The organism is Allobosea sp. CRIB-10 (assembly GCF_900112185.1).
Taxonomy (GTDB): domain Bacteria; phylum Pseudomonadota; class Alphaproteobacteria; order Rhizobiales; family Beijerinckiaceae; genus Allobosea.
On the sequence record NZ_FOKP01000028.1, the window covers coordinates 33585 to 55748 of the forward strand.

Annotated in this window: 21 protein-coding genes and 1 pseudogene; 15 read left to right on the forward strand and 7 right to left on the reverse strand. The window is 67.1% G+C overall.

The window, feature by feature from the left end:
- Positions 1-82: 82 nt before the first annotated feature.
- Complete coding sequence (locus tag BMZ69_RS26015; protein WP_092162367.1) at positions 83-1228, forward strand: efflux RND transporter periplasmic adaptor subunit; 1146 nt, start codon at positions 83-85, stop codon at positions 1226-1228.
- Between the two features lie 9 nt (positions 1229-1237).
- Positions 1238-4360: an efflux RND transporter permease subunit gene (locus tag BMZ69_RS26020; protein ID WP_092162368.1), complete on the forward strand. Its 3123-nt coding sequence runs from the start codon at positions 1238-1240 to the stop codon at positions 4358-4360.
- 196 nt (positions 4361-4556) lie between these two features.
- On the opposite strand, the gene BMZ69_RS26025 is transcribed toward BMZ69_RS26020, so the two are convergent.
- Positions 4557-4976, reverse strand: coding sequence for a DUF1330 domain-containing protein (locus BMZ69_RS26025; RefSeq protein WP_092162484.1), 420 nt, complete (start codon positions 4974-4976; stop codon positions 4557-4559).
- A gap of 10 nt (positions 4977-4986) precedes the next feature.
- Entirely contained in the window at positions 4987-5808 is an 822-nt protein-coding gene (locus BMZ69_RS26030; protein WP_092162369.1) for a crotonase/enoyl-CoA hydratase family protein, read from the reverse strand.
- A gap of 87 nt (positions 5809-5895) precedes the next feature.
- On the opposite strand from BMZ69_RS26030, the gene BMZ69_RS26035 reads away from it, so the two are divergent.
- Positions 5896-6483 (forward strand): TetR/AcrR family transcriptional regulator, encoded by a 588-nt coding sequence (locus BMZ69_RS26035; protein ID WP_092162370.1) that lies wholly within the window; start codon positions 5896-5898, stop codon positions 6481-6483.
- Positions 6416-7078, forward strand: coding sequence for a hypothetical protein (locus BMZ69_RS26040; protein WP_092162378.1), 663 nt, complete (start codon positions 6416-6418; stop codon positions 7076-7078). Before BMZ69_RS26035 ends, BMZ69_RS26040 begins: the two co-directional genes overlap by 68 nt.
- Here the strand turns inward: BMZ69_RS26040 and BMZ69_RS26045 are convergent.
- Complete coding sequence (locus BMZ69_RS26045) at positions 7013-7528, reverse strand: hypothetical protein (RefSeq protein WP_092162381.1); 516 nt, start codon at positions 7526-7528, stop codon at positions 7013-7015. The genes BMZ69_RS26040 and BMZ69_RS26045 overlap by 66 nt on opposite strands.
- 170 nt (positions 7529-7698) lie before the next feature.
- On the opposite strand from BMZ69_RS26045, the gene recA reads away from it, so the two are divergent.
- The 4 genes from recA (at position 7699) to BMZ69_RS26065 (ending at position 13411) form a co-directional block, all read left to right on the forward strand.
- Complete coding sequence (gene recA / locus BMZ69_RS26050; protein WP_092162383.1) at positions 7699-8784, forward strand: recombinase RecA; 1086 nt, start codon at positions 7699-7701, stop codon at positions 8782-8784.
- Positions 8785-8968: 184 nt separating this feature from the next.
- Positions 8969-11620, forward strand: a complete 2652-nt coding sequence (alaS, locus tag BMZ69_RS26055) for an alanine--tRNA ligase (RefSeq protein WP_092162385.1) — start codon at positions 8969-8971, stop codon at positions 11618-11620.
- A 7-nt stretch (positions 11621-11627) separates the two neighbouring features.
- Complete coding sequence (locus tag BMZ69_RS26060) at positions 11628-12785, forward strand: cyclic nucleotide-gated ion channel (protein ID WP_092162485.1); 1158 nt, start codon at positions 11628-11630, stop codon at positions 12783-12785.
- The gene (locus BMZ69_RS26065; protein WP_139219201.1) at positions 12785-13411 is read left to right on the forward strand and encodes a hypothetical protein; all 627 of its coding nucleotides are present in this window, start codon (positions 12785-12787) and stop codon (positions 13409-13411) included. The genes BMZ69_RS26060 and BMZ69_RS26065 overlap by 1 nt, the downstream gene beginning before the upstream one ends.
- Positions 13412-13414: 3 nt before the next feature.
- Here the strand turns inward: BMZ69_RS26065 and BMZ69_RS26070 are convergent, their stop codons facing one another.
- Together BMZ69_RS26070 and BMZ69_RS26075 are read right to left on the reverse strand one after the other, a co-directional pair.
- On the reverse strand, positions 13415-13876 hold the full coding sequence (locus tag BMZ69_RS26070; RefSeq protein ID WP_092162389.1) for a GFA family protein: 462 nt from the start codon (positions 13874-13876) through the stop codon (positions 13415-13417).
- 43 nt (positions 13877-13919) lie between these two features.
- A complete protein-coding gene (locus tag BMZ69_RS26075; protein WP_092162391.1) occupies positions 13920-14336 on the reverse strand; it encodes a winged helix-turn-helix transcriptional regulator in 417 nt (138 codons plus the stop codon).
- A gap of 87 nt (positions 14337-14423) precedes the next feature.
- Between BMZ69_RS26075 and BMZ69_RS26080 the strand changes: the two genes are divergently transcribed.
- Positions 14424-15425 (forward strand): zinc-dependent alcohol dehydrogenase family protein, encoded by a 1002-nt coding sequence (locus tag BMZ69_RS26080; RefSeq protein ID WP_092162402.1) that lies wholly within the window; start codon positions 14424-14426, stop codon positions 15423-15425.
- 84 nt (positions 15426-15509) lie between these two features.
- Here the strand turns inward: BMZ69_RS26080 and BMZ69_RS26085 are convergent, their stop codons facing one another.
- Positions 15510-16724, reverse strand: coding sequence for an NADP-dependent isocitrate dehydrogenase (locus BMZ69_RS26085; RefSeq protein ID WP_092162403.1), 1215 nt, complete (start codon positions 16722-16724; stop codon positions 15510-15512).
- Positions 16725-16944: 220 nt separating this feature from the next.
- On the opposite strand from BMZ69_RS26085, the gene BMZ69_RS26090 reads away from it, so the two are divergent.
- Both BMZ69_RS26090 and BMZ69_RS26095 read left to right on the forward strand, forming a co-directional pair.
- Positions 16945-17664 carry an SDR family NAD(P)-dependent oxidoreductase gene (locus BMZ69_RS26090; protein WP_244543548.1) on the forward strand — a complete coding sequence of 240 codons (720 nt, stop codon included), beginning with the start codon at positions 16945-16947 and terminating at the stop codon, positions 17662-17664.
- An 89-nt stretch (positions 17665-17753) separates the two neighbouring features.
- Complete coding sequence (locus tag BMZ69_RS26095; protein WP_092162405.1) at positions 17754-18299, forward strand: 2,4'-dihydroxyacetophenone dioxygenase family protein; 546 nt, start codon at positions 17754-17756, stop codon at positions 18297-18299.
- A gap of 155 nt (positions 18300-18454) precedes the next feature.
- Here the strand turns inward: BMZ69_RS26095 and BMZ69_RS26100 are convergent, their stop codons facing one another.
- Positions 18455-18862 carry a flagellar assembly protein FliX gene (locus BMZ69_RS26100; RefSeq protein ID WP_092162407.1) on the reverse strand — a complete coding sequence of 136 codons (408 nt, stop codon included), beginning with the start codon at positions 18860-18862 and terminating at the stop codon, positions 18455-18457.
- A 469-nt stretch (positions 18863-19331) separates the two neighbouring features.
- Here BMZ69_RS26100 and BMZ69_RS26105 point away from each other — a divergent pair.
- The 4 genes and pseudogenes from BMZ69_RS26105 to BMZ69_RS26120 all read left to right on the forward strand — a co-directional run.
- Positions 19332-20369 (forward strand): annotated as a pseudogene (locus BMZ69_RS26105) (flagellar basal body P-ring protein FlgI); the annotation flags it as partial.
- Positions 20369-20719, forward strand: a complete 351-nt coding sequence (locus BMZ69_RS26110) for a rod-binding protein (RefSeq protein WP_092162409.1) — start codon at positions 20369-20371, stop codon at positions 20717-20719. The pseudogene BMZ69_RS26105 and the gene BMZ69_RS26110, both read left to right, overlap by 1 nt.
- Complete coding sequence (locus BMZ69_RS26115) at positions 20712-21200, forward strand: hypothetical protein (protein ID WP_139219203.1); 489 nt, start codon at positions 20712-20714, stop codon at positions 21198-21200. Before BMZ69_RS26110 ends, BMZ69_RS26115 begins: the two co-directional genes overlap by 8 nt.
- 241 nt (positions 21201-21441) lie before the next feature.
- Positions 21442-21912: a hypothetical protein gene (locus BMZ69_RS26120; RefSeq protein ID WP_092162413.1), complete on the forward strand. Its 471-nt coding sequence runs from the start codon at positions 21442-21444 to the stop codon at positions 21910-21912.
- The last annotated feature ends 252 nt before the right edge of the window (positions 21913-22164 follow it).

Below are 22164 nucleotides of genomic sequence, written 5' to 3' on the forward strand. Positions count from 1 at the left end.
AGAATTCATGCGGCGGACAGGCGGCAGGCGTACGCCGGTTGTAAGGTGACACCACGTCGACAGCGCTGCGCCGTGGTGACCAATGAAACGTTACGGGATCATAGCCCTTCTGGCGGCTGTCGCCGTTTTCGCCATCTATCGCGTGCTGAAACCGCAGGACGGCCCTGAGCAAGCCCATGCCGAGCGCCGCGCCGGTCCGATCGCGAGCCCGGTCACGACCGTGCTCGCGGGCCGCGCCGATGTGCCCGTGACGCGCCGCTCGATCGGCTTCGCCGAGCCGGTCGCCATCGTCGCGGTCAAGTCCCGCCTCGACGGCGTCATCGCCGACATGCACGTCAAGGAAGGCCAGGAGGTCAGGCAGGGCGACCTGCTCTTCACCCTCGACGATCGCGAGCTCAAGGCGCAAGTCGCCCGCGACGAAGCCAATGTCGAGCGCGACAGGGCGACGGTGGCGCAAAAGCGCGCCGATCTCGCCCGCCAGAAGAGCCTGGTCGACAAGGGCGCCGGCACCCAGCAGGCGCTCGACCAGGCGACCGCCGACGAGGCCGTCGCCACCGCCGCCGTCAAGGCGGACGAGGCGACCCTGGCGCTCGATCGCGTCCGGCTCGGCTACACCACGATCACCGCTCCGATCTCCGGCCGGCTCGGCGCCATCGCCGCGACGCCCGGAAATGCGGTGCGCGCCAACGATGCCAGCAGCAATCTCGTGACGGTGACGCAGTTGGCCCCGATCCGCGTCACCTTCACACTGCCGGAGCGCGACCTGACCCTGCTGCAGGCGGCGGCCAAGGCGCAGACTCCAGCGAAGGTCACCGCCTACGCTTCCGGCACGCGCGAGGAGCTCGCCACCGGCGATCTCTCCTTCATCGATTCCGCCGTCGACATCCCGTCGGGCACCGTCAGTGTGAAAGCGCTGTTCACCAACGAGCCGCACCGGCTCTGGCCGGGGCAATATGTCGACGTCGTCATCCAGCTCGGCATGCTGCCCGGCTCGGTCACCGTGCCCTCGGTCGCGCTGCAGGAAGGGCAGAAGGGCCCGTTCGTCTACGTCGCCAAGCCCGACGACACGGTCGAGGCCAGAAGCGTCAAGGTCGCCTCCAACGAGAACGGCATCGCCGCGCTCGCCTCGGGCCTGTCGCAGGACGAGAAGGTCGTGACCGAAGGCCAGTCGCGGCTTTCGCCCGGGACGAAGATCAGGCTCGCCGCCCCGCAAACCGCCAGGCCGTGAGGGCGCGCCATGTCGGTCTCAGCCTTCTGCATCCGCCATCCCGTCGCGACGATCCTGATGTCGTGCGCGCTGATCCTCGGCGGCCTGTTCGCCTGGCGCTCCCTGCCGGTCGCGGCGCTGCCGCGGGCCGAGTTCCCGGTCGTCAATGTCTCGGCGCAATTGCCGGGCGCCTCGCCCGAGATCATGGCGACCTCGGTGGCGACGCCACTGATCAAGCAGTTCGCCACCATCGCCGGCATCGATTCGATTTCGACCACCAACGCGCTGGGCTCGACCTCGATCGCGATCCAGTTCGCGCTCGACCGTGACATCGACGCGGCGGCGGCCGACGTCCAGACGGCGATCGCCCGCACCCAACGCCAGCTCCCGGTCGACATGACGACGCCGCCGAGCTACCGCAAGTTCAATCCGGCCGACGCCCCCATCCTGCTGCTGGCGCTAAAGAGCGACGTCACCCCGCTTTCCAAGATCGACGCCTTCGTCCAGCAGGTGCTCTCCCCCACCCTCTCCACTGTCGAGGGCGTGGCGCAGGTCCAGATCTTCGGTAGCCAGAAATACGCGGTGCGCATCCAGGTCGATCCGACCGCCCTCGCCGCCCGCGGCATCGGCATCAACGAACTGCAGGCGGCGATCACCGCCGCCAACGTCAACACCCCCGTCGGCACCATGCAGTCAGGCCCGCAGCAATTGACGCTGGAGGCACAGACACAGCTCGCCGACGCCCGCCATTTCGCCGATATCATCATCGCCACCCGCGACGGCCGCCCGGTTCGGCTCGGCGACGTCGCCAAGGTGATCGACTCCGTCGAGAACCTGCAGCTCGCCAGCTGGTATGACGGCTCGCGCGCCCTCGTCGTCGCGGTCTTCCGCCAGCCCGACGCCAACACGGTCGAGGTCGTCGACCGGGTCAAGACGGCGATCGGCCAGATGCAGTCGCTGCTGCCGCCGGCGACCACGCTCGGCCTGCTCAACGACCGCTCCGCCTCGATCCGCCAGGCGGTCGAGGACGTGCAGTTCACCCTCGGATTGACGATCGTGCTGGTCGTCGCGGTGATCTTCCTGTTTCTGCGCCGCTTCACCGCGACGCTGATCCCGGCGGTCGCCGTGCCGATCTCGCTGATCGCCACATTGGGCGCGATGTATCTGCTCGATTTCTCGATCGACAACATCTCGCTGCTCGGCCTGACGCTGGCGGTCGGCCTCGTCGTCGATGATGCGATCGTGATGCTGGAGAACATCGTCCGCCACATGGAGGAGGATGGGCTCTCCGCCTTCGACGCGGCCCTGAAGGGCTCGAGCGAGATCGGCTTCACCATCATCTCGATCTCGCTCTCGTTGGTCGCGGTCTTCATTCCGGTGCTGCTGATGGGCGGCGTGATCGGGCGCGTCTTCAACGAGTTCGCGGTCGTCGTCACCGTCGCGATCCTCGCCTCGGCCTTCGTCTCGCTGACGCTGACGCCGATGATGTGCGCCCGGCTCGGCGCCAGCGCCGCCGGTCATGGCGCCGGTGGCGGCAAGGACCGGCTCGCCTTCCTCGAACGCGGCTTCGACGCCCTGCTCGGCGCCTATCGCGCCGGACTCGACCTCAGCCTGACATACCGCCGCACCGTGCTGATGATCTTCCTCGCCAGCGTCGCCGCCAGCGCCTGGCTGGTCGTGACCATCCCCAAGGGCTTCTTCCCGCAGGAGGATATCGGCCAGCTCCAGGTCGCAACCGAAGCGCGCCAGGACATCTCCTTCGACGCCATGTCGGGCCTGCAGCAGAAGGTCGAGGAGGTCTTCCGAAGCTCGCCCTATGTCGCCCATGTCGCCTCGACCATCGGCTCCGGCGGCCAGTCGAGCAGCCTCAATGCCGGGCGGCTCTTCGTCGAGCTGAAGCCGAAGGACCAGCGCCCGCCGCTGCAGCAGATGCTCGCCGACCTGCGCCGTGAGCTTTCCGCCATCCCCGGCATAGCGACCTACATGTCGCCGGTGCAGAACCTCAACATCGGCGCGCGCTCCTCCAAGAGCCAGTACCAGTTCGTGATGCAGTCGATCGACCAGGCCGCTTTGTCGGACTGGTCGGGAAAGATGCTGGAGGCGCTGCAGCACGACCCGCTCTTCGTCGACGTCACCACCGACCTGCAGAACAAGGCCCTGCTCGCCAACCTCGTCGTCGACCGGGCCAAGGCGCAATCGCTGGGGATCAGCGCCGACGTGCTGCGCTCCAGCCTCTATTCCGGCTTCGGCGTGCGCCAGATCTCGACGATCTACACCACCAGCGACAGCTATCAGGTCATCATCGAGTTCAATCCCGACATCCAGTGGTCGAACGACCGGCTCGACCAGGTCCGCTTCCGCTCCTCCTCGGGCGCGCTCGTTCCACTCGGCACCTTCGCCAGGATCGAGCGCAAGGCCGGCCCGCTCACGGTCAACCAGCTCGGCCAGCTCCCGGCCGTCACCCTCTCCTTCAACCTGCCGGCCGGCCGCGCGCTCGGCGAGGCCGTGCAGCGCATCGACGCGATCAAGGCCGAGCTCGGCCTGCCCGCCCAGATCGGCACCAGCTTCGCCGGCGTCGCCAAGACCTTCGAGCAATCGCTTGGCAATCAGGGCCTGCTGATCGCCGGTGCGGTGCTGACGATCTACATCGTCCTCGGCATCCTCTATGAGAGCTTCATCCACCCGCTGACGATCCTGACCGGCCTGCCGGCGGCGGCGCTCGGCGCGCTCCTGACGCTGAAGCTCTTCGGCCTCGACCTCTCGGTCATCGCCGTGATCGGGCTCCTGATGCTGATCGGCATCGTCAAGAAGAACGCGATCATGATGATCGACGTCGCGCTCGAACTGCAGCGCGCCGGCGAGCCGCCGGACACCGCCATCCGCGAAGCCTGCCTGCGCCGCTTCCGGCCGATCATCATGACGACGCTGGCGGCGATCCTCGGCGCCCTGCCGATCGCGATCGGCGCCGGCGCGAGCGCGGAGCTGCGTCAGCCGCTCGGCCTCGCCGTGGTCGGCGGGCTGATCGTCTCGCAGGTGCTGACGCTGTTCATCACCCCGGTGATCTTCCTGTTCATGGAAGGGCTTTCGCGGAGACTCGGTGGGTCCGGGTCGGTCTCAACGCCAGTCGAGACCGATACGGGCAAGGCGGCCTGACATATCCTGTCCGCTGCCGGCCTTGGCGCCTCTCTCTCTCTCTCTCTCTCTCTCCCGGAACGGGGGAGAGATGCTGAGGGGGCCGGCGCTTTAGTCGTCCAGTTTGGCGCTGCCCCCTCCAAACCCTCCCCCGTTCCGGGAGAGGGCTCCCGCGCGTGCCAGCTCGGTCCCAGCGACCGCCCCGAGCCGCCCTGCCCTATCCGGCGAAGGTCACCCCCGCCTCCCACGCCGCCAGCCGGATCAGGCGGCAATCCTTCACCGCCGCCTGTCGATGCATCATCGCCTCGCGATAGATCGGATCGCGAAGCATCGCGGCGAAGGCCTCGACGCTGGGATATTCGGCGATGAAGCAGATGTCCCAGCGCTCGCCCCGCGGGCCGATCAGCATCTGCTCGAAGCCGCCGCGCCAGATGATCCGCCCGCCGAGCCGCGTCAGCACCGGCGCGCTGATCCGGCCATAGGCCGCGAATGCCTCGCGGCCGCCGCCATGCGGTCCGTCCGGATACTGCGCCTCGCCATTGAGCCGGATCAGGTTCAGCATCTGCACCGGCCCTGGCCGGTCGTCGGCACGGAAGGCGGCGAAGGCTTCGCGGCTGAAGCTCGCATGGTCGCTCATCATCACCTCCTCAGCCGGCCCTGGCGACCTGCGACCAGTCGCCGGAATAGACCGGCTGGCGCCGCGCCATCCAGGCGTCGAGCCCCTCGCGCAGATCGGCCGTCGGCACGATGCGGGCGAACTGCTCGCTCTCGATCAGCAGCCCTTCGGCGATGCTGGCGTTGATGCCGCGCGTCACCGCCGTGAGGATGGTCGCCGCAGCCAGGGACGAATGCCTGAGGATACGCTGCGCCAGCGCCTGCGCCGCCGGCAGCAGCTCCTCATGCGGCACCACCGCGTTGATCAGCCCCATATCGAGCGCCCGCTGCGGCGTGAACGGATCGCCGGTCAGCAGCAGCTCCATGGCGCGCTTGCGGCCGGCGAGGCGCGGCAGGCGCTGCGTCCCGCCGAAGGTCGGCGGCATGCCGAGATTGATCTCCGGCTTGGCGAACATCGCCCGCTCGCTGGCGATGGCGAGAGGCACCGCCTCGGTGACCTCGCAGCCGCCGCCATAGGCGAGCCCGTTCACCGCCGCGATCACCGGCTTGCCGAAGGCCTCCAGCCGCGCCGTCAGCTTCTGGCCGCGGCGGACGAAATCGCGCACAGCCTGCTCCGGCCCGGCCGCGACGCTCTGCGAGAACTCATGGATGTCGCCGCCGGCCGAGAAGGCGCGCTCGCCGGCGCCGGTCAGGATCACCGCGCGGATGGAGGGGTCGACCTCGATCACGTCGAGGACTTCGAGCAGGCGGTCGATCAGTCCGTAGCTCAGCGCATTCAGCTTCTCGGGCCGGTTCAGCGTCAGCGTCGCGACCGTCTCGCGCTGTTGAATCAGGATGGGATCATTGTCGGGCATGGCCTTGGCCTTCTTCCGGTTTCAGGTGGCGGAAGGCTGCGCCTTAGGCTTGACGATGTATACTCACTGTACGGTATACATCGAGGCATGGCCGAACCCGACAAGCCGACGCGCACTCGCATCATCGAGGCTGCCAGCAAGCTCTTCTATGGCGAGGGCATCCGCGCCGTCAGCGTCGATGCCGTCGCCGAGAAGGCCGGCGTCACGAAGCGCACGCTCTACTACCATTTCGAGAGCAAGGACGAGCTCGTCGCCGCCTATCTCGAGGCGCGCGACCAGCCCAATCTCAAGCTGATGGCCGGCTGGTTCGACAAGGCCGAGGGCGGTCTGCCGCAGAAGATCGAGGCGATCTTCCAGAACCTCGCGCGCTCCGCCCGCCATCCGCGCTGGAAGGGCTGCGGCTTCCTGCGCACCGCCGCCGAGCTCGCCAACCTGCCCGGCCACCCCGCAATCAAAATCGGCGCGCGCCACAAGGCCGGCTTCGAGCGCTGGCTCGCCGGCGAATGCGCCAGCCATGGCGTCATCGCCCCCGAAGAGCTCGCCCGCCAGGTCGTGCTGCTGATGGACGGCGCCTTCTCGGTCATGCTCGTCCATCGCGACCCCGCCTATGTCGAGGCCGCCGGCCGCGCCGCCGCTGCGCTGGCCGCCGGAGCGCGCCCGAGCCCCCACGTTTGATCAGCGTACCGCCGCCTTCTATCCTGCGCCGATGACGCAAAGGCCGGTTCTCGTCTACACGCTGCTGCTGATCGTGCAGACGATCTGCGCGCTGCTGGTCCTGTTCCACATCCACATCGCCTTCCGCGTCCTGGTCGCACATATCGGCGAGCAGCAGACGCTGCCGACCGGAATCCTGGCGCAAATCTGCGTGGCGGCGCTGCTCGGGCAGATCTGCTACTGGACGCGGCTCTACCGCGTGCCCGTGCCGCAGGGCTTCCACAGCCTGCCGCTCGGACATCTGCTGGCGTTCGGTGCCCGCCTGGGAGCGATCGTCGGCGGCGCGCTGGCCTCGATCTATTTCCTGCGTCATCTGCCGGAGATGACGAGCATCGCTGACGGCTTCACCCTCGCATGGCGTTCCAGCCTGCTCCTCGCGGTCGTCTTCGCGATCTACTGCTATACGCTGGAGCTGGAACGGCTAGCCGCGGCTTGGCAGGCCGAGCCGAAGGATGAGGTCGATCTGCCTGTGCCGACGACCCAAACCAGTTCAGGCGCGCCGGCGGGCGAACCAGAGCTTCACGCCACGCAAGCGCTCCCGCGCCGCTCGCACTAGCGCGACTGCCCGCTGCCAAGCGGCACTCGCCTTGATCCGCCCGATCACCGCCTGCCGGATCGCGTCGATCCATCCCATGATCCGCGCGAACCAGGGGATGGTGAGAAGCTGCGCCCGTCCGGCATGGTAGACGCGCTCGACCAGCAGGAAGCCGGCGAGATGGCCGATCGCGGTGGTGACGATACCCGCCGTGAACGCCCCGCGCGCCAGGAACAGCAGGCCGAGCAGCTTCAGCGGCTCGACGATGGCGAAGGGGATCGCGAGGGCAACGAGCGCGCCATAGGGCGGCAACCGCCCGATCGCCTCCTCGCAGCGCGCCACCAGCCTGAGCGAGGCGAACCAGGCGATCAGTGGCCGGTAGAGCGGCCGCAGCAGCTCGTCTAGGAGGACGACGAGCCCGACGACGAGGTCGAGCGGGATCAGAAGGAGCTTGATCAGGGTCTTGCGCATCGGCTTCGGAGCTCTGAAATCAGGCTGCTTTCATGTTGTCCTAGCACAACCGGCACGCGCCGAGGCGAGAACAAAAAAAGAACTTGCGCGAGAGAACAAACCGTGACCATGATCATTCCCATGGCGCGGATTGAGATGTGGTCGCGCCCCTGCCATAAGGAGCGCACGTCGTGAATCAGGCAAATCTCAGGCTCGTGGAAGGCTCTTCGATGGACAAGGCCAAGGCGCTCGATGCGGCGCTCTCGCAGATCGAACGGGCTTTCGGCAAGGGCTCGATCATGCGCCTGGGCAAGAACCAGCAGGCGATCGAGATCGAGACGGTCTCGACCGGCTCGCTCGGCCTCGACATCGCGCTCGGCGTCGGCGGCCTGCCGCGCGGCCGCGTCGTCGAGATCTACGGCCCTGAATCCTCGGGCAAGACCACGCTGGCGCTCCACACCATCGCCGAAGCCCAGAAGAAGGGTGGCGTCTGCGCCTTCGTCGACGCCGAGCACGCGCTCGACCCGGTCTATGCCCGCAAGCTCGGCGTCAATCTCGACGACCTGCTGATCTCGCAGCCCGACACCGGCGAGCAGGCGCTCGAGATCACCGACACGCTGGTCCGCTCCGGCGCGATCGACGTGCTCGTCGTCGACTCCGTCGCGGCGCTGACGCCGCGTGCCGAGATCGAAGGCGAGATGGGCGACAACCAGCCCGGCCTGCAGGCCCGCCTGATGAGCCAGGCGCTGCGCAAGCTCACCGCCTCGATCTCGCGCTCGAACTGCATGGTCATCTTCATCAACCAGATCCGCATGAAGATCGGTGTGATGTACGGCTCGCCCGAGACCACCACCGGCGGCAATGCGCTGAAATTCTACGCCTCGGTTCGCCTCGACATCCGCCGCGTCTCGACGCTGAAGGAGCGCGACGAGGCGACCGGCAACCAGGTCCGCGTCAAGGTGGTCAAGAACAAGGTCGCGCCGCCCTTCAAGCAGGTCGAGTTCGACATCATGTTCGGCGAGGGCATCTCGAAGGCCGGCGAGCTGGTCGATCTCGGCGTCAAGGCCGGCATCGTCGAGAAGTCCGGCGCCTGGTTCTCCTTCGACAGCCAGCGCCTCGGCCAGGGCCGCGAGAACGCCAAGAGCTTCCTCAAGGCCAATCCCGACGTCGCCGCCAAGATCGAGACGACGATCCGCCAGAACTCCGGCCTCGTCGCCGAGCGCATCCTGGAGAACGCCGACCCGACCGCCGATGACCTCGACGAGGGCGAAGCCTGAGCCTTCAAACCAGGGCACTCAGCCATTAAGTCGACGGGCGGCCTTCGGGTCGCCCGTTTCCGTTTGTGGTCAGAAGCTTGCCGGTATGGCGTCCTTGCGGGCGCTTTCTGGACAGGCGCACATGGGCTGACTAGAACCACTGCGCCGGGCCGGCCGGCCCCACCAGAACAGAGCCAAGATTGCGATGAGCGGCGTCAACGAGATCAGGTCGACTTTCCTCGATTACTTCAAGGCGAACGGCCACGAGGTGGTGGCGTCGAGCCCGCTCGTGCCGCGCAACGACCCGACCCTGATGTTCGCCAATTCCGGCATGGTGCAGTTCAAGAACGTCTTCACCGGCCAGGAGAAGCGCCCCTATGCCCGTGCCACAACGGCGCAGAAATGCGTGCGCGCCGGCGGCAAGCATAATGATCTCGACAATGTCGGCTACACCGCCCGCCACCACACCTTCTTCGAGATGCTGGGGAACTTTTCCTTTGGCGACTATTTCAAGGAGCAGGCGATCACCCATGCCTGGACCCTGGTCACCCGCGAATTCGGCCTGCCCAAGGACAAGCTGACCGTCACCGTCTACTCCGAGGACGACGACGCGCATGCGCTCTGGAAGAAGATCGCCGGTCTGCCCGACTCGAGGATTATCCGCATCGCGACCTCGGACAATTTCTGGCGCATGGGCGACACCGGTCCCTGCGGCCCCTGCTCCGAGATCTTCTACGACCACGGCGACCACATCCCCGGCGGACCTCCGGGCTCGCCCGACGAGGATGGCGACCGCTTCATCGAGATCTGGAACCTCGTGTTCATGCAGTACGAGGAGGCCGCGGGGGGCATCAGGACCAACCTGCCCCGCCCCTCGATCGACACCGGCATGGGCCTCGAGCGCATCGCCGCCGTGCTCCAGGGCACGCATGACAACTATTCGATCGACCTGTTCGCGACGCTGATCCGCACCATCGCCGATCTGACCAACGTCCCCTCGGACGGGCCGATGAGCGCGAGCCACCGCGTCATTGCCGACCATCTGCGCTGCTCCGCCTTCCTGATCGCCGATGGCGTGCTGCCCTCGAACGAGGGGCGCGGCTATGTGCTGCGCCGGATCATGCGCCGCGGCATGCGCCATGCGCAATTGCTCGGCGCCAAGGACCCGCTGATGCACAAGCTGGTGCCGGCGTTGGTGCGCGAGATGGGCCAGGCCTATCCCGAGCTGATCCGGGCGCAGGCGCTGATCTCGGAGACGCTGAAGCTGGAGGAAACCCGCTTCCGCACCACGCTGGCGCGCGGCCTGTCGATCCTCGACCAGGAAGCTCAGAGCCTGGGTTCCGGCGACAAGCTCAAGGGCGACGTCGCCTTCACTCTCTACGACACCTATGGCTTCCCGCTCGATCTGACCCAGGACGCGCTGCGGGCCCGCGGCGTCGGCGTCGACATCGAGGGCTTCGATGCGGCGATGGCGCAGCAGAAGGCCAAGGCGCGCGCCGCCTGGGCCGGCACCGGCGAGGCCGCGACCGAGACGCTCTGGTTCCCGCTGCGCGAGCGCGTCGGCGCGACCGAGTTCCTCGGCTACGACACCGAGAGCGCCGAGGGCGTGGTCACCGCGCTGGTCAAGGATAATGCCGAGGTCGCGTCGCTGAAGGAAGGCGAGAGCGGCATCGTCATCCTCAACCAGACGCCGTTCTACGGCGAATCCGGCGGCCAGGTCGGCGACACCGGCACGATCGCCGGCAACGGCTTCAAGGCGCAGGTGCTGGACGTCCAGAAGAAGCTCGGCGACGTCTTCGCTCATCAGGTCAAGGTCGTCTCCGGTGCGATCGAGCTCGGCAAGCCGGCCGAGCTGACGGTCGATCATGGCCGTCGTGGCACCATCCGCGCCAACCACTCGGCCACCCACCTGCTGCACGAGGCGCTGCGCCGCGTGCTCGGCGACCATGTCGCGCAGAAGGGATCGCAGGTAGCGCCCGAGCGCCTGCGCTTCGATTTCAGCCACCCCAAGCCGATCTCGCGCGAGGAACTGGCCAGGGTCGAGGAGATGGCGAACAAGCTCGTGCTGCAGAACGAGCCGATCACCACCAAGCTGATGTCGGTCGACGACGCCATCGCCTCCGGCGCGCGCGCCCTGTTCGGCGAAAAATATGGCGACGAGGTCCGCGTGGTGTCGATGGGCACCGACCGTGATTCCGACACGCCAAAAGCCTTCTCGGTCGAGCTCTGCGGCGGCACCCATGCCAGCCGCACCGGCGACATCGGCCTTGTGACCGTCCTGTCCGAGGCCGGCGTCGCCGCCGGCGTGCGCCGGCTCGAAGCGCTCACCGGCGAGGCGGCCCGCCGTCATCTGCGTGAGGAAAGCGTCGCGCTCGACGAGATGGCCGGGGTTCTGAAGGCGCCGATCGCCGAATTGCCGGCGCGCGTCACCGCGCTGGTCGAGGAGCGCCGCAAGCTCGAGCGCGAGCTCAGCGAAGCCCGCAAGAAGCTTGCGATGGGCGGCGGCGGCGAGGCCAGCGATCCGATCCGCGAGGTCGCCGGCGCCAAGCTGCTCGCGCGCGCCGTCACCGGCGTCGAGATGAAGGACCTGAAGAGCCTGGCCGACGAGGCCAAGGCCCGTGTCGGCTCCGGCGTCGTCGCGATCGTCGGCGTCGCCGAGGACGGCAAGGCCGGCGTCGTCGTCGGCGTCACGCCCGATCTGACCGAGCGCTTCGATGCGGTCGCTTTGGTGCGCGCGGCCTCGGAGCGCCTCGGCGGCAAGGGTGGCGGCGGTCGCCGCGACATGGCCCAGGCCGGCGGCCCGGATGGCTCCCAGGCGCAGGCGGCCTTGGATGCCGTCGCCGAAGCGATGGGCTGACGCGACCATGTCCGCCGCCCCGCAGCCTGGCTTGAGCTGGCGGCGGCGGGCGCATCTGGTCATCGACCGCGGCGCCGGCGACGATCTTTCGGCCAAGCTGGTCCATGGCGGGCTGGTCGCACTGATCGTGATCAATATCGCGGCGCTGGTGCTGGAATCGGTGCCCAGCCTCGCCGCCGCTCATGGTCGAGCGTTCCATTGGATCGAGCTCGTCTCGACCGTGCTTTTCACGCTGGAATATGCGGTCCGGCTCTGGACCGCGCCCGAACATGCGCGCTATCGCGGCCTCAGCGATTGGGCAGCGCGGCGCGCCTATGCGCTGTCTCCGCCGGCACTGCTCGATTTTCTCGCGACCTTTCCGCTCTATGCGGCGCTGCTCGGCTATGGCGATCTCAAGATCCTGCTGCTGTTCCGGCTGGTGCGCTTTTTCAAGCTCGGGCGCTATTCGCCCGGCATGGCCTCGCTCGGCGCAGCGCTCCATGCCGAGCGCAAGGCGCTCGCTGCCTGCGTCGTCATTCTGGTCGGCGTGATGCTGCTCTCGGCGACCGCGATGCATTTCGTCGAGCACGATGTCCAGCCGGACAAGTTCGGCACCATCCCCGACGCGATGTGGTGGGCGATCGTGACGCTGACCACTGTCGGCTATGGCGATGCCTTCCCGATCAGCCCGCTCGGCAAGGTCGTGGCGTCGCTGACCGCGGTGATGGGTCTCGTCATGCTGGCGCTGCCGGTCGGCATCATCGCCACCGCTTTCTCCCAGGAAATCCATCGCCGCGAATTCGTGGTGACCTGGAGCATGCTGGCGCGCGTGCCGCTGTTCAGCGGCCTCAGCGCCGCCGAGATCGCGGAGATCATGAACGCGTTGCGCGCCCAGACCGTGCGCGGCGGCGGCGTCGTGCTGCATCCGCACGAGCCGGCCCAGTCGCTCTATTTCGTCGCCAGCGGCGAGGTCGAACTCGTCGAGCCCGACGGCAGTCGGCGGCTCGACGAAGGCTGCTATTTCGGCGAGCTCCGCCTGACCGAGCTCGCGCCGGCGCAAAGCGGCATCGCCGCGCGCGCCACGGTCGCGACCAAGCTGCTCGTCCTTGATCCTGCCGATTTTCGCCTGCTCATGCTGCGCCACCCGGAACTCGCCGGCCATCTCCACCGACTTGCAGCCGTATGATGCCGACCCGCCGCACCGCCCTTGCCCTGCTCCTCTGCGCAGGCAGTCCCGTCTTGGCCCAGCAGCCGCGGCCGCAGCGCCCGCCGCAAGGCCCGAGCCTGTCCGGACCGCGGACGTTGATGGCCGGGGCGATGGCGACCGCCTTCGTCAGCCGCGCCCCGGCCAATGCCCGCCTCGCCATCAGCCGGCCGACCGATCCGCCGGAAGCGGCGATCGTCGCCTCGCCGCTCGGCCAGGCGACGGTGCTGTCACTGCCGGCGCCGGGCGAGGTCGGCACCTATGAATGGCGTCTGCTCGGCGAGGTCGACGGCAAGCCGGTCATTCTGCTGCGCCAGCCCCTGGCGACGACGGCTCCAGCTGCGACGCTCGCCGCCCCCGCCCGCGTCGCGCGCGGCAATCCCCTGCCGGTGCGCGGCATCGGCCCCAATGGCGATCGCGACCGCGTCGTGCTGGTGAAGCCGGATGCGCCGCCGGAGGCGCAGGGGCCGAACTTCTTCCCGGCCGAGAATGTCGAGAGCACGCTGGAGGCCCCGGCCGAGCCCGGCACCTACGAATTGCGCTATGTGATGGACGCCCCGCTCACCGGCCCGCGCGTGCTGGCGCGGCGCGAGGTCGTGGTCGAATAGCGCTCAGTCGTGGTCCGGATGCTGGCGCGAGCGATAGGCCGGCAGTTCATCCGCCGGGATGTCGTCCTCGGTCCGCGTGCCTTCCAGCCGGCAGAACTCGTCGAACCAGGGCGCCCTGCCCTCGATCCCATAGGCATGGCTAGGCGGAAAGGCGCTCGCATCGTCGAGGCTGCCGACCGCGAGCGAGAGCGTGCCCATGCCGGGATAGCTGAAACTCAGCGGCGTGCCGCAATCGCGGCAGAAGCCACGCTCGGCCACCTCGGAGGAGTAGAAGACGGAAGGCCTGCCGCGCGTCCAGACGACGTCGGCGATGCGCGAGGAGGCGAAGGCGCCGAAATAATTGCCCACCGCCTTCTGGCACATCCGGCAGAAGCAGACCGAAACCTTGCGCGGCGGCTTCAGCAGGCGATAGCGCACCGCGCCGCATTGGCAACCGCCGGTGAGAGAGGGCGTTGTTCCGGTCATGTCGGCTTGCCGTCCCAGTTCGCGCACCCAGGTGATGAAGCGATCAAATGTTGCTCGATATCAACGCCGCCGAATGCGCCCCGCCTGGAGGCGCCAGTGGCAGTGCTGCTTCGGCATTGTCCCTGGCCTGCAAGGCTTCGCCCCAATCACGCAGGCTGATCAGCACCGGCTCCAGCGTGCGGCCGAAATCGGTCAGTTCATATTCGACGCGCGGCGGCACCTCGGGGTAGACGATCCGGCGTACGACGCCGTCGGCCTCGAGCTCGCGAAGCTGGATCGTCACCATCCGGGGCGTTGCGTTGGGTGTCAGACGGCACAGCGCATTGAAGCGCAATCGCCCTTCCAGAAGATGAAACATTAGAACGGGCTTCCAGATCCCGCCCAGGACGCTGAGCGTCGCTTCAACCGCACACCCTGTCCGGGTCGCCCTGCGGCGGGCCTGCCTGACACTATCATTCATGATAGTACATGTTCCTTTTGATCGTACTTACGAACACATCCTTATCTGCCTAGGTCTAGCGCGCCAACCCCGACCAAGGAGACGACATTGCGCGCTTATCGACTGAACGGAACGAATGCCCCGCTGACGCTGCTCGACCAACCGGCCACCAAGGCGGGCCCGGGGGAAGTGCTTGTCGATCTCAAGGCAGCCACCCTCAATTACCGGGATCTGATCGTGCAGGAGGGGCGCTACGGCGGAGAGCAGAAGCACGATCTCGTCCCGCTTTCCGACGGCGCGGGCATCATCACCGCGATTGGAGACGGCGTGTCCCGCGACCGGCTCGGCCAGCGCGTCGTGCTCGGCTTCATGCCAGGATGGCTGGACGGGGCGTTCTCGGCGCGCAAGCAGGCGACCGCACTCGGCGGCGGCTTCGTCGACGGCGTGCTCCGTGAACAGATCGTCCTTCCAGCTGCCGCTGCCATCACCTTTCCGGAAACCTGGACGTTTGAAGAGGCTGCCGCTTATCCCTGCGCCGGAGTCACGGCCTGGAACTGCCTGTTCGGGGGCCGCGGCCTGCGTCCCGGCGACAGCGTCCTGGTCGAGGGCACCGGCGGCGTCTCAACCTTCGCATTGCAAATGGCCCGAGCCGCCGGGGCGCGCGTGATTGTCACCTCCAGCTCGGACGAGAAGCTCGCTGGGGCGCGCAGGCTCGGCGCGGAAGCGACGATCAATTATCGCACCACGCCCAATTGGGGTGAAGTCGCCGCGGACATGGCCGGCGGCGAGGGTGTCGATCTCGTCGTTGAGGTCGGCGGCTCGGGGACGTTGAACCAGGCGCTTCGCGCAGCCCGGCCCGGAGGCGAAGTTGCTCTGGTCGGCGTTCTGACCGGGTTCTCCGGTGAAATCGACACCGGTGCAATCCTGATGAAGGCGATCGACGTTCGAGGAGTCTATGTCGGCTCCGTCGCGGATCTTGGCGCCGCGGTTGCCACGGGCGTCAAGCCTCTGATCGACGAGGCATTCCCCTTCATGGCGGCCCAAGCTGCATACGACCGGCTGCGCAGTGGTCAGCATCGCGGCAAGGTTGCGATCAAAATTGCAGCGTGAGCTGCGGGCGGGTGCCCTGCGACTGCACAACGAAAAAGCCCGGCCAGAAGGCCGGGCTCCCATTTCAGGCAACCGATGGCGTGCTTACGCGGTCATCGCCTTGCGCAGGTTGTCGCTGACCTTGTCGAGGAAGCCGGTGGTCGAGAGGAACTTCTGGTCGGGGCCGACCAGCAGCGCCAGATCCTTGGTCATATCGCCCGCCTCGACCGTGTCGACGGTGACCTTCTCCAGCAGCTTGGCGAAATCGGCCAGGGCCTGGTTGTCGTCGAGCTTGGCGCGATGCGACAGGCCGCGGGTCCAGGCGAAGATCGAGGCGATCGAGTTTGTCGAGGTCTCCTTGCCCTTCTGGTGCTCGCGATAATGGCGGGTCACCGTGCCGTGGGCGGCCTCGGCCTCGACGGTCTTGCCGTCCGGCGTCATCAGCACCGAGGTCATCAGGCCGAGCGAGCCGAAGCCCTGCGCCACCGTGTCGGACTGGACGTCGCCATCGTAGTTCTTGCAGGCCCAGACATAGCCGCCCGACCACTTCAGCGCCGAAGCGACCATGTCGTCGATCAGGCGGTGCTCATAGATGATGCCGAGCTTGTCGAACTCCGCCTTGAACTCGGCCTCGTAGACTTCCTGGAAGATGTCCTTGAAGCGGCCGTCATAGGCCTTGAGGATGGTGTTCTTGGTCGAGAGATAGACCGGGTACTTGCGGATCAGGCCGTAGTTCAGCGACGCCCGGGCGAAGTCGCGGATCGACTCGTCGAGATTGTACATCGCCATGGCGACGCCCGAGCCCGGCGACTTGAACACTTCCTTCTCGATCACCTGGCCGTCCTCGCCGACGAACTTGATCGTCAGCGTGCCCTTGCCGGGGAACTTGAAGTCGGTCGCACGGTACTGGTCGCCGAAGGCGTGACGGCCGACGACGATCGGCTGGGTCCAGCCGGGGACGAGGCGCGGCACGTTCTTGCAGATGATCGGCTCGCGGAAGATCACGCCGCCGAGGATGTTGCGGATCGTGCCGTTCGGGCTCTTCCACATCTCCTTGAGGCTGAACTCCTTCACGCGGGCCTCGTCCGGCGTGATGGTGGCGCACTTCACCGCGACGCCATGCTTCTTGGTGGCGTGGGCGGCGTCTATCGTGACCTGATCGTTGGTCGCGTCGCGGTTCTGGACCGAGAGGTCGAAGTAATCGAGCTCGAGGTCGAGATAGGGGAAGATCAGCTTGTCCTTGATGTGCTGCCAGATGATGCGGGTCATCTCGTCGCCGTCCATGTCGACGATCGGGTTGGCGACCTTGATCTTGCTCATGTGATGCGACCCCTGCTCTGGTCAGTCTGGAACGTTTCCGGGCTGCAACGACCTCGCCGCAGCCGCCCGCGCGCTTCCTAGCGGGTTCCGCTTCCATGGGGAAGCCGGCCTTTCGTGCAACGTGCGAGGACCTGGCCCGCCGTCTCACCTCTGCCGATGCAGGGCGCCCCGCCGCCAACGCAGTTGGCAAGCCTGCGAACCGATTTAGATTGGAGGGATGATGGCCTCCTCCTCTTCCCCCTTCGCCCTCGTCACCGGCGGCACCCGCGGCATCGGCGCGGGTGTGGCGCTGGCGCTCGCCCAAGCCGGCTACCAGGTCCTCGCCACCGGCCTCACGCAGGACGAGGTCGCGGCGACGCCCGCCCATGCCGCGATCCGCCATGCCAGGCTCGATGTCACCAGCGATGCCGAGGTCGCCGCCGTCGTCGCGGCTTGCGAGCGCATCGACTCGCTGGTGAATTGCGCCGGCATGATCCAGCGCGGCGGCAAGGAGTTCGAGATCGAGGCCTTCCGGCTCACGCTCGAGGTCAACCTCACCGGCACGATGCGCATGTGCCTGGCGGCGAAGGACAAGCTCGCCGCGAGCAAAGGCGCGATCGTCAACACCGCCTCGATGCTGACCTTCCACGGCTCGGCCTATGCGCCGGGCTATGCCGCCTCGAAGGGTGGCGTCGGCCAGCTCACCAAATCGCTCGCCGCCGCCTGGGCGCCGGACGGCATCCGCGTCAACGCGGTCGCGCCCGGCTGGATCGCGACCGAACTGACCAGGCCGCTGGTCGAGGACGCCACCCGCTCCGCCCCGATCCTGTCGCGCACGCCGATGAACCGCTGGGGCGAGCCGGGCGATGTCGGCGGCGCGGTCCTGTTCCTGCTCTCCGATGCCGCCCGCTTCATCACCGGCGCGATCCTGCCGGTCGACGGCGGCTACCTCGCCGTCTGAAAGACCCTAAAGATGTCAACGACCTGGCGGCGCTTCCTGAATCGATCGCCCAGCCAGCTGAATCAGAAGCTCAACCGGAGGAAATCGCGATGAACAAGGTCAGCCCGGTCCCGGTCCAGGTCAGCACCGAAGAACGCTGGACTCCCTATCGGCATCCGCAGCCGAAGGATTCCCCGCCGGAGCTGATCGTGCCGAACGTCATCCCCGACGACGAGCGCATCTGGGTTCCGGTCGACGACAATGTCTGGTTCCGCCCCTTATGCCTCTGCGTGACGCGCGGCTACTGGATGAACCTGCTGCGCGTGCGCCGCGCCGGCGTGCTCTCGCGCCATCGCCATCCTCAGCCCGTGCACGGCTATGTGCTGAAGGGCAAGTGGCGCTATCTCGAACATGACTGGGTCGCGACGGAGGGTTCCTATGTCTACGAGGCGCCCGGCGAGACCCATACGCTGGTGGTCGATCCCGATGTCGAGGAGATGATCACCATGTTCCAGGTCAATGGCGCGATGATCTATGTCGACCCGGACGGCAAATGCCTCGGCTATGACGACGTCTTCACCCGGCTCGACAAATGCCGGGCGCATTATGCGACGAACGGGCTCGGGGCTGACTACGCCGACCAGTTCATCCGCTGAGGCCGAGCAACCCACCCAACAGTCCTCATCCTGAGGAGCGATCCATGGGATCGCGTCTCGAAGGATGATCCAGGAGGTTCTGGAAACAACTGGAGCATCCTTCGAGACGCGGGCTTCGCCCGCTCCTCAGGATGAGGGCTATCGAGATATGGGTTTCAGCGCCCGAGCTTCGCCAGCTCGACCGCGGCGCGCAGTTCGATATGGGCGAGCACCTCGTCGAGGCGCGGATCGTCAGTCGCCTCGCGCCGGGCCGACAGCATCGCCTTCAGCCGCTCGAGCTCGGCCGGCGAGACTCGTCCCGCGAGCAGGGCGGCCTTGAGCCGGTCGAGCCCGTCGAGCAGGTCGTGGCCGCGGCGCGCCTGGCGGCGCTTGCGCTCCTGCCCGTCCTCCTCGGCCTGGACCGCGAGCAGCCCGTCGAGCGAGCCGGCATGGCTGACGGCCGCGCCCTGCGCCGACGCCGCGCTCTCGCGCGCCGGCAGGCGGAAGGTCGAACCGCCAGTAGAGGCGCTGCGGCTTGTCGACGTGGTCGATGAGATCGGGCTGCGCTGGTCGATGCGGATCATCACGCTCTCGCAAGGTCGGCCTGAAAAGGCGCTGCATGGACGCTGCCCGACCCATATCCTTGTGCCGGCAACGTGGTTAACGAGCGGTAAATCGCCCGGCAGGATTTGCCGGGGGCGGCAGCTTTGCGCCGGCTGCGGCGCCCTGCCCGATCAGGCCACCGATCTCTAAAAGCCTGATTAAAAAGCGTTTTCACTTTCTCCCAAACTGGCACGCTCTTCGCACCGGGGTGGGGAGATCAGATTCACCCGGTGTGCCATGCCTCGCCTCTTCCGCCTCCGCCATCTGCTGACGCCGCTCGCAGCGCTGCTGCTGGCCGGCGCCGCCATGGCGGCCGATCTCGCCCCGGCGGCCCCGCCGGCCCGCGGCGGCAACGGCGTCAGCAGCCATGCGCCGACGCGCAGCGGCGCCGCCGAGGCCGGCGTCTCCCGTACCGCCTTCGCCGGCAGCGGCGGCATGGGCACCGCGCTGTCGCGCATCAAGGACCTCGCCTCGGTCGAGGGCGTGCGCAGCAACCAGATTCTCGGCTACGGCATCGTCGTCGGCCTCAACGGCACCGGCGACACGCTCAACAACGCCCCCTTCACCAAGCAATCCCTGCAGGCGATGCTGGAGCGCCTCGGCGTCAACACCCGCGGCGCCAGCATGCGGACCGCCAACGTCGCGGCGGTGATGGTCACGGCGAACCTGCCGCCCTTCGCCGTCCAAGGCACGCGGCTCGACGTCACCGTCTCGGCGCTCGGCGACGCCAAATCGCTGCAAGGCGGCACATTGCTCGCCACGCCACTGCTCGGCGCCGATGGCGAGGTCTATGCGGTCTCTCAAGGCCCGGTTGCGATCGCCGGCTTCTCGGCCGAGGCGGATGCGGCCAAGATCACACGCGGCGTCCCGACCGTCGGCCGCATCGCCAATGGCGGCCTGGTCGAGCGCGAGATCGACTTCGCCCTCAACAAGCTGAAGACGCTGCGCCTGTCGCTGCGCAACCCCGACCTCACCACCGCCCGCCGCATCGCCGCCGCGATCAACGACTTCATCGGCGGCGACTCGGCCGAACCGACCGACCCCTCGACGGTGGTGCTGCAGATTCCGCCGCGCTTCCAGGGCAACATGATCCGCCTGCTCACCGATATCGAGCAGCTCCGGGTCGAGCCTGACCAGGGCGCCCGCGTCGTCATCGACGAGCGCTCCGGCATCATCGTCATGGGCAAGGACGTGCGCGTCTCCACCGTCGCGGTCGCCCAGGGTAACCTGACCGTGACCATCTCCGAGGAGCCGCAGGTCAGCCAGCCCAACGAGTTCGCCAACGGCCGGACCGTCGTTGTGCCGCGCAGCAACGTCAAGGTCGACACCGAGGGCACCAACAAGCTCGCCCTCGTCAAGGAGAGCGTGACCCTGCGCGAGCTGGTCGACGGGCTGAACGCGCTCGGCATCGGCCCACGCGACATGCTCACCATCCTGCAAGCCATCAAGGCAGCCGGCGCGCTGCAAGCCGATATCGAGGTGATGTAATGAGTGCCATCCTCGCCGCCCCCGCCGCCAAGCTCGCCATCGGCGCCGCCGTCAATCTGGCCGGCGGCATCGCCGACGCGCTCAGTTCTTCGCAGAACAAGGCCAAGAAGACCGCCGATGATTTCGAAGCCGTCTTCCTGGAGAACTTCACCCAGAGCGTGATGAGCTCGAACGGGACCGAGGGGCCGCTCGGCGAGAACGGCGTCGGCGGCGACGTCTGGCGCTCCATGCTGACGCAGGAATACGCCAAGCAGATCCAAAAGGCCGGCGGCGTCGGCCTCTCCGACCAGATCCTGCGCGACTTGATCCAGGTCCAGGCGAAAGCGTCGGCAGGAGCCGGCAATGTTTGACCGGATGCGCGTCGTCGACGAGCGCCCGCGCATCTCGAACTCGGTCGAGGCCGAAAAGCTGATCGAGACCGTGATGGAAACGCTCGGCGCCCTCTCCCATGTCGTCGGCGAGGAGACCGGGCTGGTCAAGGCCGGGCGTCTCAAGGATGCGATGGAGCGCGAGGCGCGCAAGGCCGAACTCGCCGGCACCTATATGAAAGGCGTCGAGCAGATCAAGCTGAACGCGGTCGCGCTCGCCCGCTTCGCCCCGGAGAAGATCAAGCGCCTGAAGAGCGCCCATCTCGCCTTCCAGGAGCTGATCGATCTCAACCAGACGGTGCTGGCGACAGCGCGCGCGATCTCGGAATCGATCATGCGCGACCTCGCCGTCGACACCAACAGGCAGAACAGGGCGCCCGGCTACGGGCCGACTGCGACGGTGGGCGCTGGAGTCTTCGCTCGACCGAACGCGGGCCCCTTGGTGATCTCGAAGAGTCTGTGAAATCGCATAGGCAAGAACAATCTCACGACAGCTACGGCATTGCGAGATCAAAGCGAGCCTGAAGCAAGAGCCGCCATGGTTAATCTGAGCCATGACTCGACCGATCGCACATTAACGCTATCTACACGCAGAAAAAGCGCGAGATGCGCTGCAATTTACCAATTTCCATAACGGCGGATTCAACTCTCTGCCGCATATTCTCGCTCTTGGAAGAAGTCCGCCCTTGCGAGAGGAGTCCAGAATGGATTTCGGCGCGACACCCAAGACGTTCGCGACCGGTGCCGTCCAGGCGACCGTACGCACCGATATTTCCGTCCAGAACGGCGCGACGCCGGTCGAGCTCCCCCCGGAAAAGACTGTCCGCTCGGTTCCGGCCGGCGAGCCGGTCCAGCTCGACATCCGCGCCCGGGCCGAGGAGCGTCGCTCCGACGCGCAGCGCCAGCAGAGCGCCCAGGACGATACGGCCCAGCAACGCCGCTTCGATGAGCAGCGCCGCCAGCAGGAGCTGCGCGACGTGATCGAGCGGCGCCTCGACATCGACCCGAAGACGCGCAGCGTCATCCTGCGCAAGACCAATCGCGACACCGGCGAAGTGGTCGAGCAGCTTCCCGACGAGACGCTATTGAAACTGCGTACCTGGTCGCGCGAGATCCTCGAGCGTAGCCGCGAGGCGAAAGCGTCCCGCAGCCATGAGATCGAGCGTCTCGCCTGAGAATATCAACGGCTTTCAATTTCTGAAGTCGCCGGTACCCGCCGGCGACTTTTTCTTTGTTGATCCCAGCGAATTCGACCGCTCCGGTCGCTACGAAATGACGTTTTACACTCGTTAACTAGTTCGCAACTTCACCCGTATTGCGAGCAATTCGCCGGCCTGGATTCACCGCTCGTTACGAAATCGGCCGCATCGTCTCTCGGTCGCGGCCAGGACGGTCTCGACGCCAGAAGGCACCATACCAGGAAGGTA

Coding starts and splice junctions, on each gene's coding strand:
- BMZ69_RS26015 (WP_092162367.1), top strand. CDS start 83: ATGAAACGTTACGGGATCATAGCCCTTCTGGCGGCTGTCGCCGTTTTC.
- BMZ69_RS26020 (WP_092162368.1), top strand. CDS start 1,238: ATGTCGGTCTCAGCCTTCTGCATCCGCCATCCCGTCGCGACGATCCTG.
- BMZ69_RS26025 (WP_092162484.1), bottom strand. CDS start 4,976: ATGAGCGACCATGCGAGCTTCAGCCGCGAAGCCTTCGCCGCCTTCCGT.
- BMZ69_RS26030 (WP_092162369.1), bottom strand. CDS start 5,808: ATGCCCGACAATGATCCCATCCTGATTCAACAGCGCGAGACGGTCGCG.
- BMZ69_RS26035 (WP_092162370.1), top strand. CDS start 5,896: ATGGCCGAACCCGACAAGCCGACGCGCACTCGCATCATCGAGGCTGCC.
- BMZ69_RS26040 (WP_092162378.1), top strand. CDS start 6,416: ATGTCGAGGCCGCCGGCCGCGCCGCCGCTGCGCTGGCCGCCGGAGCGC.
- BMZ69_RS26045 (WP_092162381.1), bottom strand. CDS start 7,528: ATGCGCAAGACCCTGATCAAGCTCCTTCTGATCCCGCTCGACCTCGTC.
- alaS (WP_092162385.1), top strand. CDS start 8,969: ATGAGCGGCGTCAACGAGATCAGGTCGACTTTCCTCGATTACTTCAAG.
- BMZ69_RS26060 (WP_092162485.1), top strand. CDS start 11,628: ATGTCCGCCGCCCCGCAGCCTGGCTTGAGCTGGCGGCGGCGGGCGCAT.
- BMZ69_RS26065 (WP_139219201.1), top strand. CDS start 12,785: ATGCCGACCCGCCGCACCGCCCTTGCCCTGCTCCTCTGCGCAGGCAGT.
- BMZ69_RS26070 (WP_092162389.1), bottom strand. CDS start 13,876: ATGACCGGAACAACGCCCTCTCTCACCGGCGGTTGCCAATGCGGCGCG.
- BMZ69_RS26075 (WP_092162391.1), bottom strand. CDS start 14,336: ATGAATGATAGTGTCAGGCAGGCCCGCCGCAGGGCGACCCGGACAGGG.
- BMZ69_RS26085 (WP_092162403.1), bottom strand. CDS start 16,724: ATGAGCAAGATCAAGGTCGCCAACCCGATCGTCGACATGGACGGCGAC.
- BMZ69_RS26090 (WP_244543548.1), top strand. CDS start 16,945: ATGGCCTCCTCCTCTTCCCCCTTCGCCCTCGTCACCGGCGGCACCCGC.
- BMZ69_RS26095 (WP_092162405.1), top strand. CDS start 17,754: ATGAACAAGGTCAGCCCGGTCCCGGTCCAGGTCAGCACCGAAGAACGC.
- BMZ69_RS26100 (WP_092162407.1), bottom strand. CDS start 18,862: ATGATCCGCATCGACCAGCGCAGCCCGATCTCATCGACCACGTCGACA.
- BMZ69_RS26110 (WP_092162409.1), top strand. CDS start 20,369: ATGAGTGCCATCCTCGCCGCCCCCGCCGCCAAGCTCGCCATCGGCGCC.
- BMZ69_RS26115 (WP_139219203.1), top strand. CDS start 20,712: ATGTTTGACCGGATGCGCGTCGTCGACGAGCGCCCGCGCATCTCGAAC.
- BMZ69_RS26120 (WP_092162413.1), top strand. CDS start 21,442: ATGGATTTCGGCGCGACACCCAAGACGTTCGCGACCGGTGCCGTCCAG.